We start from the raw sequence: 15,391 nt of genomic DNA, 5'->3' as shown, positions 1-15,391 counted from the left end.
GGAGACCGGGCGGCGTCGTGATCAGAGGTGTTTCTCGGCGTTGGCCCGGATGACCTCGCGCAGGTAGACGGCGAGCCCGGGCGCCTGTTCGTCGTAGTGCGCGGTGAAACGCGGGTCGGCGACGTACATGTCGGCGAGCCCGACGTGCATCTCGTGGGTGCAGTCGTAGAACCGGCCGATCTGTGCGCGGTGCTCCTCGGCGAGGGCATCGGCTTCGGCGGAACCGGGTGTGAGTCCGCGGAGCATCGCGTCGGCGAGGCGCCGTTCGAGGTCATCGGCGTCGGCCTTGATCTGCCGCCAGTCCTCCTTCGAGAACCGGGCGACGCGCTTGCGGCTCTCCTGCCACGCGTCGGTCTCGCCCCACCGTTCCTCGGCCTCCGCCGCGTACTCCTCGCCGCGCCAGTCGTCGCCGAAGATCTCGCGTTGCTCGGCCGCGGACAGCTGGATCCCCTGCTTCTTCGACATCATCATCTCCTCCACCGCTGCGACCATCCGGTGCAAGTGATCGATCCGGTCGGTGAGCAGCTCGTGCTGCGCGCGGAGTTGATGCAGTTCGTCGGCATCGGGATCGTCGAGCAGGGTCGCTATCCGCCCGAGTGAAAAGCCCAGCTCGCGATAGGTGAGGACACGGTAGAGCCGTGCGACGTCGGCGTCGTCGTAGACGCGGTATCCCGCAGGCGTGCGGCGCGACGGCGTCACCAGACCGATCTGGTCGTAGTGGTGCAGTGTGCGGACACTGACTCCGACCATCCCCGCGACGACGCCAACGGTCAGGTCCGACGCAGGAGTGCGGAGCGGGTGGTGCTTCTCTTCACTCACATGAGCAACCTTGGGGTCTGACGTCGCGTGAGGGTCAAGCGAGTTGGGGTCAGGGAGCGAAACCGATGACCGTCGTGTCCTTCTGGCAGGCGGCGAGCACGCCCTGTAGTGCCGACGGCCCACAGGTCCAGCCGCTCACCGACTGCTGCGTGCCGCTGACGATCTTGGGGCCGTACTCGTCGGCGATCGACTTCGCCTGGTCGCAGTCGACGTCGCCGGCGAGGACCAGAACACGCAGCGCGCCGTCGGGGCCGGGGATGCTGCCGCAGGTGGTGCCGGGGCCGCCCTGAGTCGATTCGTCCGCGTCGGCACCAGAGGTGACCGAGTTGGGACGGGCCGACGCGGGCTTGCGACCCGGGACGACGGGTGCGGAGGTCGACCGGGCGTCGGCGGGTTGCTCCGCCGAAGCGACAGCGCCGTTCCCGCCGCTCGCGGAGGTGTCGGTGACATCCTGTTCCGAACCGCACGCGGACAGTGTGAACAGGGCCAACGACAGGCCGAGTGCGGTGGTGGCGACCCTGGCCCCGGAGGCGATGGCGCGGCGCGTTCTGCACGACATGGTCCCCACCGTATCGAATGCCGGAACGCCGGAGCGATAGGTCGTCGAGGGCGCAGACGGGGCCGACGGCGGCGTCGTCGGTTTGGGTGGAGGCCACCGACCTGGGAGGATGCACCGGTGAGCAGTACCGGAACCGAAGTCGCCGACCCCGCCTACACCGTCGGCACCACCCTGCCCGGCACCCGCGGCCGCACCGGGGTGATCAGCACCCCGCACGGCGCGATCCAGACCCCCGCCTTCGTGCCGGTGGGTACCAAGGCGACGGTGAAGACCGTTCTGCCCGAGTCGGTGGCCGAGTTGGGTGCGCAGGCCGTCCTCGCGAACGCGTACCACCTGTACCTGCAGCCGGGCCCCGAGATCATCGATCAGGCCGGCGGGCTCGGTGCCTTCATGAACTGGTCGGGCCCGACCTACACCGACAGCGGCGGATTCCAGGTCATGTCGCTCGGCGCCGGCTTCAAGAAGGTCATCGCGATGGAGGTCAGCCCCGACGACTCGCTCATCGCCGAGGGCAAGGAACGTCTGTCGCGAGTCGACGACGACGGGGTGACCTTCAAGTCGCACCTCGACGGTTCGTCGCATCGCTTCACCCCCGAGGTGTCGGTGCAGATTCAGCACCAGCTCGGTGCCGACATCATCTTCGCCTTCGACGAGCTCACCACGTTGATGAACACCCGTGCGTACCAGGAGAATTCGCTGGAGCGTACCCGGCTGTGGGCAATCCGGTGCCTGGCCGAGCACAACAGACTGAGTGTCGAGCGTGCACATCGGCCCCAGCAGGCGTTGTGGGGTGTGATCCAGGGAGCCCAGTACGAGGATTTGCGGCGCAAGGCGTCCCGCGATCTCGTCGCGCTGAGCGAGGCCGACCGGGAGGCCGGCGGCAAGGGCTTCGGCGGCTACGGCATCGGCGGCGCGCTCGAGAAGCACAACCTGGGCACCATCGTCGGGTGGGTCAACGACGAACTGCCCGAGGACGCGCCCAAGCACCTGCTGGGCATCAGCGAACCCGATGACATCTTCACCGCCATCGAGAACGGCGTGGACACCTTCGACTGCGTGTCACCGACGCGCGTCGCCCGCAACGGTGCGATCTACTCGCTCGACGGTCGTTACAACATCACGAATGCGAAGTACCGCAACGACTTCCGGCAACTCGATCCCGAGATCGAGAATTACAGCTCGCAATACAGCCGCGCCTACCTGCATCACCTGTTCAAGGCGAAGGAGGGTCTCGGCCCGACGCTGGCGACCCTGCACAACGTGTCGTTCATCGTCACGCTGGTCGACCGCGCCCGACAGGCGATCGAGAACGGCACGTACGTCGAGTACCGCGACGAGTTCCTGCGGCGCTACTACGGTTCGACGCGGGACTGAAGGGTCGACAATCGGCGTGGGGTGGGTCACGTGCCGGAACCGTGCGCCACGGTGATTCGTTGTGAACCCATCGCAACGAGGTTGCGAACACCCCCGAACACTCGGCACCCTGTAGGGGTATTCGAGTACCAGCGAGAGAGACGATGAGACGCGCAAAGCGCCGAAAACGCCGACGACACCCGTCCGCACCCTGCCCCGAACCGGACCCTGATCCGGACTCCGGCCCCGCAGTCCTCTGCGAGTCCCCTCCCGGCGCCCCAGGCGTCGGCGCTGATCGGATGGCGACATGCTGACCGTTCTCGGAATCTTCCTGGGAATTCTCGTGGTCCTCGCGATCACCGCCGTCACCGGTTATTTCGTCGCCCAGGAATTCGGCTTCATGGCGGTCGACCGCTCCCGCCTGAAGGCGCGCGCCGAATCCGGTGACGCCGCCGCCGAACGCGCACTCTCCGTCACCCGGCGCACCTCCTTCATGCTGTCCGGAGCCCAGCTCGGCATCACCGTCACCGGCCTGCTCGTCGGCTACGTCGCCGAACCACTGATCGGTTCCGGCGTGGGCGACCTGCTTGGCAACGTCGGCATTCCCGTGGGCGTCGGTGTCGTGATCGGCACGATCATCGCGATCCTGTTCTCCACCGTGGTGCAGATGGTCTTCGGTGAGCTGTTCCCCAAGAACCTCGCGATCGCCCGACCGGAACCGGTCGCGCTGTGGCTCGCCCGGTCGACCACGATCTATCTGGCCGTCTTCGGCTGGCTGATCGCACTGTTCGACAAGGCATCGAACCTGTTGCTTCGCGCCCTGCGCATCGAGCCGGTCCACGACGTCGAGCACTCGGCGTCGGTCCGCGACCTCGAACACATCGTCGCCGAGTCCCGCGACGCCGGTGAGCTGCCCGAGGATCTGTCCGTACTACTCGACCGCGTGTTGGAGTTCCCCACGCGCACAGCCGAACACGCGATGATCCCGCGTCCGCACACCGACCAGGTGGATGCGTCGCTGCCCGCGTCCGAGGTGCTCGCGCTGATGAGCACCGGGCATACCCGCTACCCGGTCGCCGGGGACGACGACGAGGTGCTCGGCGTCGTCCATCTCCCCGACCTCCTCGAATGGTCCTATGCGCTCAAAAAGGAACCCTCGAAGGCCGTTCCGACGGCCACCGCGGGTGATCTCTGCCGCCGCGCCGTCGTGGTGCCGTCGACCCTGCCGTTGCCGGAGGTCCTGGAGAACCTCGCCACCGCCCATGAGGAGATGGCCATCGTCATCGACGAATACGGCGGTTTCGCCGGCGTCGTGACCGCCGAGGACATCGCCGAGGAACTGGTCGGCGAGATCGACGACGAACACGACCCGGAGACCTCCGCGGCGATCGAGAAGACCGCCGACGGCTGGCGGGTCCGCGGTGACGCCCACGTCGACGAGGTGTCCCGGGCGATCGGATGGGAACTGCCCGAGGGCGATTACGAGACGATCGCCGGCCTGGTGATCGCCGAGTTCGTGGGACTACCCGAGGTCGGGGAGACCGTCGAGATCACGATCGATCCCGATCCGGCCTCGCTCCTCGACGACGAGGAGGCGCCACCCCGCGTGGTGCACGTCGAGGTGCTCGAGGTGGACAAGCATGTGCCGGCTCTGGTGTCGATGTCACTCGGGACCGAAGTGAGCACCGACGCAACGGCATCGGACACCGGACGGGAGACCGACAATGGATAACCCGTGGGTCATCGGGGTGATCACCGTCGCGCTGATCGCGGCGAGTGCCTTCTTCGTCGCCGTCGAGTTCGCACTGATCGCGGCCCGACGCCACCGTCTGGAGGACGAGGCTGCGACGAGCAGCAGCGCCCGTGCCGCCCTGCGCAGTGCATCGGAGCTGTCCGTACTCCTCGCGGGTTCACAGCTCGGCATCACGATCTGCACACTCGCGCTGGGTTCGGTCACCAAACCCGCAGTCCACCACTGGCTCACGCCGCTGTTCGAGAACTGGGGCCTGCCGTACTGGTCCGCCGACATCGTCGGCTTCGTGCTGGCGCTCATCATCGTGACCTTCCTGCACCTGGTGGTCGGCGAGATGGCCCCGAAGTCATGGGCGATCGCGCACCCGGAGCGGTCGGCGATCGTGCTGGCCCTGCCGATGCGCGCCTTCATGTGGCTCACGAGGCCGATCATCGTCCAGCTCAACCATCTGGCCAACTGGTGTCTGCGGCGCGTCGGCGTCGAACCCGTGGACCAGGTCGCGACCGGGCAGGACAGCGACGCGCTGCGTCACCTCGTCGAACACTCGGCGACGGTCGGGACTCTCGACGAGCGCTATCTCGCGCATCTGACCAGCGCGCTCGAACTCGAATCGCTCACCCTCGGCGATGTGGTCACGCCCAGTGACACGCTGGGTGCGGTGCTGCCGACCGCGAGTGCCGACGAGATCCAGACGGCCGGACGGATTTCGGGACATCTGCGGCTGCTGGTGCGCGACGCCGATCGGGGCCCGGTTCACGGTGTCGTACACGTGCGCGACAGCCTGCGCGCGGCGCCGGACGCGACAGCCGCCGACCTCATGCGTCCGGTGCTGAGGTTCGAGTCCGGGCAACCGGTCTACGAGGCGCTCGCCGCCATGCGTGAACGCCGGGCCCACCTCGCGCTGGTCACCGACTCCGGTCGGGCCATCGGATTGATCACGCTCAACGACCTGCTCCAGAGGTTGCTGGCGACGACCGCTTAGCGGTCAGGACGACCACTCCGTGGGCCCCAGTAACCAGGGCTCGCGGGGGAGTGCGTCTGGGTCGAAACGGCTTGCGAGCGTGTGGAGATCGACGGTCTCGCCGGGGTCTGCGAGGTCCAGCGACCGCGCGATGTGCGACAGAACTGTCGTGGCCGGAACCCCGTCGGCCGCAAGATCGGCGAGGGTCACCGCACCGTCGCGCTTGGAGAGTCGGACGCCGTCGGTGTTGAGCACCATGGGTACATGGGCGTAGGTCGGCGTGGTCTCGCCGAGCAGCGTGGCGAGGTAGGCCTGGCGCGGAGCCGACGACAGCAGGTCGTCGCCGCGGACGACCTGATCGACTCCCTGCGCGGCATCGTCGACGACCACGGCCAGGTTGTAGGCGGGGGTGCCGTCGTTGCGCTGGATCACGAAGTCGTCGACCATTCCGGTGAACGTGCCGTGGAGCAGGTCGGTGACGGTGAACTCGGTGGTGTCGGCCAGGATGCGGATCGCGGGCGGCCGGCCGGTGGCGATCTTCTCGGCGCGTTCGGCGTCGGTCAGGTTCCGGCACGTGCCGGGGTAGGCGCCCTGCGGTGCGTGGGGAGCGGACGGGGCCTCGAGGATCTCGCGACGCGTGCAGAAGCATTCGAAGGTCCGGCCGCCCTTGCGGAGACGGTCGATGATCCGGCCGTAGATGTCCCGTCGTTGCGTCTGATAGACGACGGGGGTCTCCCAGTCCATGCCCAGCGAGGCGAGGTCGGCGAGTTGCCGGGCGTCGGCGCCGGCGACCGCGCGGTCGAGATCCTCCATGCGGATGAGGAACCGCCGACCCGTCGTGCGGGCGAACAACCAGGCCAGCAGGGCGGTCCGCAGGTTGCCGACGTGGAGGTCGCCCGACGGGGACGGCGCATACCGGCCCGCTGCGTGCTGTGTCGACATCGCGTCGAGGTTACCGCGTCGCTCCGACGACCCGCGATGAGAACCGATCTCGCCGGTGGTCTGTCTCTGCGCCAGACCCGGCGGTCGGCCCGGACTTCCGGGCGGGTCGTTGCCAGCGCCCGGAGAAGTGAGGAACAGTGAAGCCATGGATCTTCCGGTCATGCCGCCCGTAGCCCCGATGCTGGCCAAGGCGGTCACCGCCGTGCCGCAGCAGCCCGACGGTGACACCGCCTGGTCGTACGAGCCGAAGTGGGATGGATTCCGCGCGCTGCTCTTCCGCGACGGCGACGAGGTGCTGATCGGTTCCCGCGGCGGGAAAGACCTGGCCAGGTACTTTCCGGAGGTCGTGGCCGCGGCAAAGGCCGAGCTGCCGGACAGGGTCGTCCTCGACGGCGAGATCGGGGTGCCCGCACTCATCGGCGACACGCACCGGCTCGACTGGGATTCGCTGGCGCAGCGGATCCATCCCGCCGAATCGCGGGTCAACATGCTCGCCGAGAAGACACCGGCGATCTTCATCGGATTCGACGCACTCGCACTGGAATCGACGTCGGTCAAGGACGAGCCGTTCGAGGTCCGCCGGGAGGCGTTGCTGCGTGCGGTCGGACCCGGTGGCCGGGATCGACGGATGCACGTCAGCCGGGTGACCGGCGACCCGTCGGTTGCCGAGGACTGGTTCTCCGCCTTCGAGGGCGCAGGCCTCGATGGCGTCGTCGCCAAGCGGCTCGACGGACTCTACGTCGAGAACAAGCGCGAGATGCTGAAGATCAAACACAAGCGGACCGCGGACTGCGTGATCTTCGGCTACCGGATCCACAAGTCGGGCAGAGGGATCGGCTCGATGTTGCTCGGGCTCTACGGCGACGACGGCGAGTTGCGCATGGTCGGGGGAGCGGGAGCGTTCTCCGACGCCAAACGCGTCGAGCTACAGGAGATGTTCGAGCCGATGCGCCTCGACCCGGACAAACCGTCGCCGGGTGAGCCCACCCGCTGGCGGTCGGAGAAGTCGGGGGAGTGGATTCCGATCCGCCCCGAACTGGTCGCGGAGTTCGCCTACGACCAGATGGAGAACCAGCGCTTCCGCCACACCGTGAAATTCCTCCGCTGGCGTCCGGACCGGGACCCGGAGAGTTGCGGTTACGACCAGCTCGAGGTCCCCCTCACCTACGACCTGCACGACGTCCTCGAAGGAGAATGACCGATGGCATCACGTTCTCCCGCAGAAGAGCTCGACGTCGACGGGGTCGCCGTCCGTCTCAGCAACCCGGACAAGATCTACTTCCCCGAGCTCGGCAAGAACGGTGGCCGCAAGCGGGATCTCGTCGGCTACTACCGGACGCTCGCGCTCGGCGTCGACGACAGTGGTGACGGTCCGCTCATGCGCGCGACGCGCGACCGGCCGACGTTCCTGCAACGCTTCCCCGACGGCGTCGAGGGGGAGGAGATCTACCAGAAACACATCGCGAAGAAGCGGCCCGAGCATGTGCAGTCCACGCCGATCGTGTTCCCGTCCAAACGAACCGGGGACGCCATCCGCCCGACGGTGCCGGCCGACCTGGTGTGGGCGGCGAACCTGGGGACGGTCACCTTCCACACCTGGCCGACCCTGCACCCGGACAACGACCATCCCGACCAGCTCCGCATCGACCTCGACCCGCAACCCGGCACGACCTTCGACGACGTCCGGAACGTGGCGATCGACGGGCTGAAGCCGCTTCTCGACGAGCTCGGCTTCACGGGCTACGTGAAGACCTCGGGTGGGCGCGGGATTCACGTCTACGTCCCCATCGAGCCGCTGTGGGATTTCATCGCCACGCGGCGCTGTGTCATCGCGATCGCCCGTGAACTGGAACGCCGCGACCCGGACCGGGTCACCACCTCGTGGTGGAAAGAGGAACGCGGGGAACGGATCTTCATCGACTACAACCAGAATGCCCGCGACCGCACGATGGCCTCGCCCTACTCCGTCCGCCGCAGCGCGATCGGACGGGTCTCGACGCCGGTGACGTGGGACGAACTGGCCGATGTCGATCCCGACGACTGCACCATGGCCACCGTCCCGAAGTTGCTGGAGGATCGCGGTGATCCGTGGGCCGACATCGCCGACCACCGCCGCGGAGTCGAGAAACTGCTCGAGATGGTCCAGGAGGACGATGCGAACGGGCTGGCGGACATGCCCTATCCGCCCAGCTATCCGAAGATGCCGGGCGAACCACCGCGTGTGCAGCCCAGCAAGAAGGTCGCCGAGCACTGGGACGAGAAGGGCAACCGGATCGGGGACTGAGACCCCGATGGCCTTCGCCTGTCCCGGGGCTCTAGGTCCGAAAGGCGATGAGCAGACCGAGATAGACCGCGTAGAGCGCGACGAAACCGATTCCCTCCCACCGGGATACACGACGCCCGGAGAGGAACACCGGTACGCAGAGGATCGCGGCCGCCGCCATGAGCGGGATGTCGACCCGGATCAGCTCGTCGGTGACGTCGATCGGTTTGATCACGGCGGTGAGCCCCAGGATGAACACGATGTTGTAGACGCTGGAGCCGATGAGGTTGCCGATCGCAAGATCGCGGTCGCCGCGGATGGTCGACATGATCGTGGTGGTGAGTTCGGGTGCCGACGTGCCGATGGCGACGATGGTGAGACCGATGAACGCCTCGCTCACACCGAGGTCGGTGGCGATCGAGACCGACCCCCGCACCAGCCAGTCGGCGGCCAGGACGATGACCCCGATCCCGCCGAGCAGTTGGAGGAGCCGGCTCCAGAGCGGCCCGCCGGTCGCCGGGAGTTCCTCGGCGATCTCGGTTTCGACGGCCGTGGCCCGCTGCTTGAGTTCCCAGCGGATGGCGGCGGCCGTGTAGACGACCGCGAGAGACAGCAGGAGGAGGCCGTTGAGCCGGCCGAGAGATCCGTTGAGGCTCAAGACCAGCAGCAGCAGGCCGCTGAGGCACATCGTCGGCAGGTCCATGCGGAGCGTCTGGCGACCCAGCGCGAGCGGCACCATGGCCGCCGAGAGTCCGAGGATCAGCAGGATGTTGACGATGTTGGTGCCGGCGACGTTGCCGACCGCGAGTGGCCCGGCGTCGCTGAACGCGGCATCGATGCCGACCGCCAGTTCGGGCATGCTCGTCCCGATCGAGACGATGGTGAGTCCCACCAGGAGGGGAGAAACCCCGAGTCGGGTGGCGATCGCCGAGCCGCCCCGCACCAGGAGTTCGGCGCCGAGGACCAGCCCGGCGAGCCCGACGAGAACGAGACCGGCGTCTAGGAGCACTCGGGCATTCCTCTCGTCACCCGGGAGAGGTCGCTAATGCGCAGCACCCGATGATCATGCGGCATCGGCGGGTCGGAGGGTGGCCGGGTTGGGTCGCGGGGTCACCGCCGGAGTGACTCGCCCGCCCACTCCGCGAAGGTCTGCCAACCGACACCGGGGAACCGGCGGTGCAGTGCGTCGATGTCGACCTCGTAGCCGCGATCGCCGAGGAAGCGGAACATGGTGCTCATGTCGGGTGACGGGATGCGTTCGGGATCATAGGATTCCGCGCTCACCCTGGTCCCGAGGACGTCGCCGGCGATCTGCGCCATCTCCGCCGGCGTCGGCTGGTCGGAGGCGAGGTCGATGCGTTCACCGGTGTACGCGCCCGGGTCCCCGAACAGCGTCGTGACGAACCGGCCGAGATCGCGGCGCGAGAGCTGTTGCAGCGGTTTGTCTGCGGGCATCGCGATCGGCATCACGCCGGCGGCGAGTGCGTCGGACCCGGCGAGCAGGTTGTCGTAGAAGTAGGCCGGCCCGACGATCGTGTGCGGGATGTCGGTGGCGGCGAGCATCCGCTCGACCTCGAACTTGGAATCGAAGTGGGGGACTCCGGTGTCGCGGTCGGCCGAGGCCACCGACGAGAAGACGAGATAGGGGAGGGCGGACGCGGTGGCCGCCTCGATCAGCGCGGTGCCCTGTGCGACCTCGGCGCCGACGCCGGACTCGAACGGCGTCGTCAGCGCGAAGGCGCCCGCCGCCCCGGTGAACGCATCGGTGAGTCCTACGCCACTCACGATGTCGCCGACGGCGAGTTCGACACCGCGGTCGGCGAGCGTCGCAGCCTTCGACGACACGGCGTCGCGGACGACCGCGCGCACCGTGAAACCGGCGTCGAGCAGCGCGTCGAGGACGGCGCCGCCCTGACCGCCGGTCGCTCCGATCACGACGATGGGAGAGGAATCGGACATGCCCCCGACCCTAGTGCCGACCGAGGTCCTGGCAAGCGGGTTTGGGTGTGGGAGCGCCCGGCGGCTATCATCTCGACGTTGGAGGATTCGCCTAGTGGCCTATGGCGCTCGCCTGGAACGCGGGTTGGGTTAACAGCCCTCAGGGGTTCGAATCCCCTATCCTCCGCCACCGAAGGTCCGTGGTGCACAACCCCGCAAGGGAGTCGCACCGCGGACCTTCGTCGTATCCCCGGGTGCCTAACACCCGCATCGCCTGCGCAGACCGGGGCCGCCGAGGGGTGGTGACCACCCGGTGTCACCCGTCTGTGAACCCTCGCTACACTGGACGACGGATCCCGCGCGGCGTGCATCCTGTGAACTCCCCCAGGGCCGGAAGGCAGCAAGGGTCAACGGGCTCTCTCGGGTGCGCGGGGTCCCCTATATCCCAGATTCATATTTCAGGTCTGCGGCGTCGGACACCCGCACCGGCGTCGTGCCGCGGAAGGTCCAGACGTTGAACTACCACTCGATGAGTGCCGACCAACTACGTGACACCCAGGCGGATCTGAAGAAGCGTTATGACGAGCTGGCCGCTCTGGGTCTGAAACTCGACCTCACCCGCGGCAAGCCCGCTCCCGAACAGCTCGATCTCTCCAACGCGCTGCTCTCGCTCCCCGGCGACGACTACCGCGACGGCAAGGGCACCGACACCCGCAACTACGGCGGCCTCAACGGCCTGCCCGAGCTGCGTGAGATCTTCGGTGAACTGCTCGCCGTCGATCCCGCGAACCTGATCGCGTTCGGCAACTCGAGCCTCGAGCTCATGCACGACCTCACCGTCTTCGGCCTGCTGCACGGCACCGCCGACTCCGACGAGCCGTGGGGCCGCCAGAAGATCAAGTTCCTGTGCCCGGCCCCCGGTTACGACCGTCACTTCGCGATCACCGAGAGCTTCGGCATCGAGATGATCCCGGTGCCGATGCTTCCCGACGGCCCCGACGTGCGCCTCTGCGCCGAGCTCGTCGCCAACGACCCGAGCATCAAGGGTCTGTGGGCGGTACCCACCTACTCCAACCCGACCGGTGTCACGTTCTCCGAAGAGGTCACCCGCGGTCTGCTCGAGATGCCCGCGGCACCCGACTTCCGCATCTACTGGGACAACGCCTACGCGGTGCACACCCTCGTGGAGGCCCCGCCGACGCCGCTGCGCGTCCTCGAGATGGCCGCCGAGGCCGGGCATCCCAACCGCGTGTACGTCCTCGGCTCGACGTCGAAGATCACCTTCGCCGGCGGCGGCGTGTCGTTCTTCGGGTCGTCGGACGAGAACCTGGCGTGGTTCAGCAAGTACCTCGGCTTCAAGACCATCGGCCCGGACAAGGTCAACCAGCTGCGTCACCTCAAGTTCTTCGGCGATGCCGACGGCGTGCGCGCCCACATGGCGCGCCACCGCGAGATCCTGGCGCCGAAGTTCAAGCTGGTGCTCGAGATCCTCGACGACCGGCTGGCCGAGTCGAAGGTCGCCTCGTGGTCGAAGCCGGAGGGTGGTTACTTCATCAGCCTCGACGTCGTCGACGGCGCCGCCCGACGCACCATCGAACTGGCGAAGGAAGCCGGGATCGCGCTGACCGGCGCCGGTTCGGCGTTCCCGTACAAGACCGATCCGCACGACCGGAACATCCGCCTCGCGCCGACCTTCCCGAACACCGACGACCTGCGGGCCGCGATGGACGGGGTCGCGACGTGTGTGCTCCTCGCCTCGGCCGAGACCCTGCTGGCGGAGCGCAGCTGAGCCACTCGTCTCGCCGACACGCCGCTCTCAAACGCCGAATCGGCGTTAGATAGCTCTCATTCGGCGGCGAGTGAGCGGGTATGCACCGACTCTTATGCCACTCTTGTAAATCGTGAATCTGCCCAGGCCGGTTCTTCTCGCATCCGGTTTCGCCATCGTGGGGGTCATCGCACTCGCCCTCCAGGACGTTGTCGTGCCCTGGGGAGCCCAGTTCTGGGGTCTGCTGAACAACCAGATCGATCTCGCCGTGTATCGGCAGGGTGCTCAGGCGGTCACCGAGGGCGCCAGTCTGTACGACGTCAAGATGGTCGGCGACCTCGACTACACGTATTCGCCGTTCTCGGCGTTGCTGTTCACCCCGCTGGCGTGGATCTCGTTCGACGTGGCGCGATGGTTGTGGACCGCGGGCATCGTGGTCGCCCTCTATCTCGTGGTCATGCTGAGCTTCCGCAGCCTGGGCCGGTCGGTGACCTGGCCGTTGCGGGTCATCGCGATGTCGCTCGTCGCGGTGGCGATGCTGCTCGAGCCCGTGCGCACCACCATCTGGTACGGCCAGATCAATGTCTTCCTGATGCTGCTCATCCTGGCCGACCTCACCCGTCCCGACACCAGCAGGACCAAGGGAGTCGGTGCCGGCATCGCCGCCGGGATCAAACTGACGCCGCTGATCTTCGCCGGTTACTACGCGGTGCAACGCAACTGGCGAGCGTTCTTCGGTGTCATCGGCGGCTTCGTCATGACGGTGGCGGTCGGGTTCGTCATCCTGCCGCGTGACTCATGGGCGTACTGGACCGGCAAGTTGTTCCAGTCCGAACGCGTCGGCTCGGCGCAACTGCGCGGCAACCAGTCGATCCGCGGGATGCTCGCCAACCACCTCGACACCGACCACCCGTCGACTCTCTTGTGGGGAGCCCTGGCGCTGACCGCCCTCGTCGCGGGATTCGCGGTCGCGACCTACGCCCACCGCAGGGGCCAGGAGTTGCTTGCGATCAGCATCGTCGGCATGACCGCATGCGTGGTGTCGCCGATGTCGTGGGGGCACCACTGGGTCTGGTTCACCCCGATCGTGGTGATCGGGGTCCACCTGGCCCTCGACCTGAGACGAAGCCAGGTCGAGCGGGGCCTGGCGGCGGTGGGTGCGGTGGCGCTCGTCCTGCTCGCGTTCGCGTGGCCGACCCACGTCCCGGCGCTCGTGCCCGACGGTTACTACACCGGGCTCTACGTGAAGACGCGGGTCACCTGGCTCAACTGGTTCACCGTCAGTCCCTATCTGTTCGCGTATGTCGGAATCCTGATCGCGACGGTCGTCGCACTTCGGCTCTTCGGCTCTCGTTCGACCCCCACGGCCGATCCGGCCGCGGTCATCGCACCCGGGGTCGCGGCCGCGGTCATCGCCGACGGCGGCCTGCCCACCGAGCCGGCCGAGGGCGGGGGTCCGCGGGTCGCCGAACCGTCGGTACGCGCAGATGCCGAGCGGATGAACCAGGTCGACGAGATGGCCGATGACCTGGTCGGAACCGCGGGCGAGTCGATGGGTGAAGCACCCGACGCAGGGGCGTCGCCCACAGTGTGAGGCAGGCGCATCCGATGTCACGGGTCGCCGGTACTCTCGACGCGTGGCTCTGTATCGCACCTATCGCCCGGCTACCTTCGCCGACGTCGTGGGGCAGGAGCATGTCACCGACCCGTTGAGCCGTGCCCTCGACTCGGGGCGCATCAATCACGCGTACCTCTTCTCCGGTCCGCGCGGGTGTGGCAAGACGTCGTCGGCGCGAATCCTGGCGCGCTCGTTGAACTGTGTCGAGGGCCCCACCTCGCGTCCCTGTGGCACCTGCACATCGTGTGTGGCCCTCGCCCCCGGCGGTCCCGGCAACCTCGACGTCATCGAACTCGACGCGGCCAGCCACGGCGGCGTCGACGACACCCGCGAGCTGCGCGACCGCGCGTTCTATGCGCCGGCCGAGTCGCGCTACCGCGTGTTCATCGTCGACGAGGCGCACATGGTGACCAACGCCGGCTTCAACGCGCTGCTCAAGATCGTCGAGGAGCCGCCGGAGCACCTCATCTTCGTGTTCGCGACGACCGAACCCGAGAAGGTGCTGCCGACGATCCGCTCGCGAACGCACCACTACCCGTTCCGTCTGCTCGCCCCGCCGGTCATGCGTGGGCTGCTGGAGAAGATCTGTGAGCGGGAGGGCGTCACCGTCGCGCCCGAGGTCTATCCGCTGGTCATCCGTGCCGGCGGTGGTTCGCCGCGTGACTCGTTGTCGATCCTCGATCAGCTCCTCGCCGGCGCCGACGACCAGGGCGTCGCCTACGAGCGTGCGCTGGCGCTGCTCGGCGTCACCGACGTCGCGCTCATCGACACCGCCGTCGAGGCGCTGGCCTCGGCGGACGGCGCCGCGCTGTTCGGCGCCGTGGAGAAGGTCGTCGACGCGGGTCACGATCCACGACGCTTCGCGGTCGATCTCCTCGAACGGCTCCGCGACCTGATCCTCCTGCAGGCCGTTCCTGATGCCGCCGACCGCGGCCTGGTCGAGGCGCCGGGTGATCAGCTCGCACGCATGCGGGGCCAGATCGAGACGCTCGGCCCCGCCTCGTTGACGCGCTTCGCCGAGATCGTGCACGACGCCCTCGGCGAGATGCGCGGAACCACGTCGCCGCGGCTCCTCCTCGAGGTGATGTGCGCGCGCATGCTGCTGCCCGGAGTGTCGAACGACGACGCGGCCCTGTTGCAGCGGCTCGAGCGTCTGGAGTCGGGGATCGGCACCACCTCGATCCCCGTGCCCGCGAAACCCGCTGAGCCCGAACCGGAACCGAAGTTCGTGCGTCCGTCGCAGCGCAAGGCGATGGAGGAGGCGAAGGCCGCAGAGGAGGCACGTCGCGCTGCGGCCGAGGCCGCCGAGGCCGACACCCCGGTCGCGCCGGCCGCATCCGCCCCGGTCGCACCGGCCGCATCTGCCCCGGTTGCCCCGGCTGCTGCTCCGCCGCCGATGCCGACCGCACCGGAACCC

13 protein-coding genes, 1 tRNA gene and 1 other RNA gene are annotated in these 15,391 nt (G+C 67.9%); 10 read left to right on the top strand and 5 right to left on the bottom strand.

Annotated elements, in window-relative coordinates; genetic code table 11:
- Positions 1 to 21: 21 nt before the first annotated feature.
- Entirely contained in the window at positions 22 to 819 is a 798-nt protein-coding gene (locus tag LQD00_RS11490; RefSeq protein ID WP_308195961.1) for a MerR family transcriptional regulator, read from the bottom strand.
- A 49-nt stretch (positions 820 to 868) separates the two neighbouring features.
- Positions 869 to 1,378 (bottom strand): hypothetical protein, encoded by a 510-nt coding sequence (locus tag LQD00_RS11485; RefSeq protein WP_232717315.1) that lies wholly within the window; start codon positions 1,376 to 1,378, stop codon positions 869 to 871.
- A gap of 117 nt (positions 1,379 to 1,495) precedes the next feature.
- On the opposite strand from LQD00_RS11485, the gene tgt reads away from it, so the two are divergent.
- From tgt to LQD00_RS11470, 3 genes are all read left to right on the top strand, one after another.
- The gene (gene tgt / locus LQD00_RS11480; RefSeq protein ID WP_232717314.1) at positions 1,496 to 2,752 is read left to right on the top strand and encodes a tRNA guanosine(34) transglycosylase Tgt; all 1,257 of its coding nucleotides are present in this window, start codon (positions 1,496 to 1,498) and stop codon (positions 2,750 to 2,752) included.
- Between the two features lie 286 nt (positions 2,753 to 3,038).
- On the top strand, positions 3,039 to 4,463 hold the full coding sequence (locus LQD00_RS11475; protein ID WP_232717313.1) for a hemolysin family protein: 1,425 nt from the start codon (positions 3,039 to 3,041) through the stop codon (positions 4,461 to 4,463).
- On the top strand, positions 4,456 to 5,466 hold the full coding sequence (locus tag LQD00_RS11470) for a hemolysin family protein (RefSeq protein ID WP_232717312.1): 1,011 nt from the start codon (positions 4,456 to 4,458) through the stop codon (positions 5,464 to 5,466). The genes LQD00_RS11475 and LQD00_RS11470 overlap by 8 nt, the downstream gene beginning before the upstream one ends.
- A gap of 3 nt (positions 5,467 to 5,469) precedes the next feature.
- On the opposite strand, the gene gluQRS is transcribed toward LQD00_RS11470, so the two are convergent.
- On the bottom strand, positions 5,470 to 6,387 hold the full coding sequence (gluQRS, locus tag LQD00_RS11465) for a tRNA glutamyl-Q(34) synthetase GluQRS (protein WP_232717310.1): 918 nt from the start codon (positions 6,385 to 6,387) through the stop codon (positions 5,470 to 5,472).
- Positions 6,388 to 6,532: 145 nt separating this feature from the next.
- On the opposite strand from gluQRS, the gene LQD00_RS11460 reads away from it, so the two are divergent.
- Positions 6,533 to 7,585, top strand: coding sequence for an ATP-dependent DNA ligase (locus LQD00_RS11460; protein WP_232717308.1), 1,053 nt, complete (start codon positions 6,533 to 6,535; stop codon positions 7,583 to 7,585).
- A 3-nt stretch (positions 7,586 to 7,588) separates the two neighbouring features.
- Positions 7,589 to 8,671, top strand: a complete 1,083-nt coding sequence (locus tag LQD00_RS11455; RefSeq protein ID WP_232717307.1) for a DNA polymerase domain-containing protein — start codon at positions 7,589 to 7,591, stop codon at positions 8,669 to 8,671.
- A gap of 31 nt (positions 8,672 to 8,702) precedes the next feature.
- On the opposite strand, the gene LQD00_RS11450 is transcribed toward LQD00_RS11455, so the two are convergent.
- Both LQD00_RS11450 and LQD00_RS11445 read right to left on the bottom strand, forming a co-directional pair.
- A complete protein-coding gene (locus LQD00_RS11450; RefSeq protein WP_232717305.1) occupies positions 8,703 to 9,659 on the bottom strand; it encodes a calcium/sodium antiporter in 957 nt (318 codons plus the stop codon).
- Between the two features lie 101 nt (positions 9,660 to 9,760).
- Complete coding sequence (locus LQD00_RS11445; protein ID WP_232717303.1) at positions 9,761 to 10,609, bottom strand: NmrA/HSCARG family protein; 849 nt, start codon at positions 10,607 to 10,609, stop codon at positions 9,761 to 9,763.
- Between the two features lie 80 nt (positions 10,610 to 10,689).
- On the opposite strand from LQD00_RS11445, the gene LQD00_RS11440 reads away from it, so the two are divergent.
- From LQD00_RS11440 to LQD00_RS11420, 5 genes are all read left to right on the top strand, one after another.
- Positions 10,690 to 10,778 (top strand) — tRNA-Ser (locus tag LQD00_RS11440).
- Between the two features lie 158 nt (positions 10,779 to 10,936).
- An RNA gene (gene ffs / locus LQD00_RS11435) (signal recognition particle sRNA small type) lies at positions 10,937 to 11,031 on the top strand.
- 71 nt (positions 11,032 to 11,102) lie between these two features.
- A complete protein-coding gene (locus LQD00_RS11430) occupies positions 11,103 to 12,377 on the top strand; it encodes an aminotransferase class I/II-fold pyridoxal phosphate-dependent enzyme (protein ID WP_232717302.1) in 1,275 nt (424 codons plus the stop codon).
- 112 nt (positions 12,378 to 12,489) lie between these two features.
- Complete coding sequence (locus LQD00_RS11425; RefSeq protein ID WP_232717301.1) at positions 12,490 to 13,950, top strand: glycosyltransferase 87 family protein; 1,461 nt, start codon at positions 12,490 to 12,492, stop codon at positions 13,948 to 13,950.
- 43 nt (positions 13,951 to 13,993) lie between these two features.
- Positions 13,994 to 15,391 (top strand): DNA polymerase III subunit gamma and tau (locus tag LQD00_RS11420; protein WP_232717300.1); only part of this gene is annotated, 1,398 nt, incomplete at its 3' end.

The sequence above is a fragment of the Gordonia metallireducens genome (assembly GCF_021245825.1).
In the GTDB taxonomy this organism is placed as follows: domain Bacteria; phylum Actinomycetota; class Actinomycetes; order Mycobacteriales; family Mycobacteriaceae; genus Gordonia; species Gordonia namibiensis.
The sequence above is the reverse complement of the archived record's forward strand: the minus strand, read 5'-3'. Positions and strand labels throughout refer to the sequence as shown.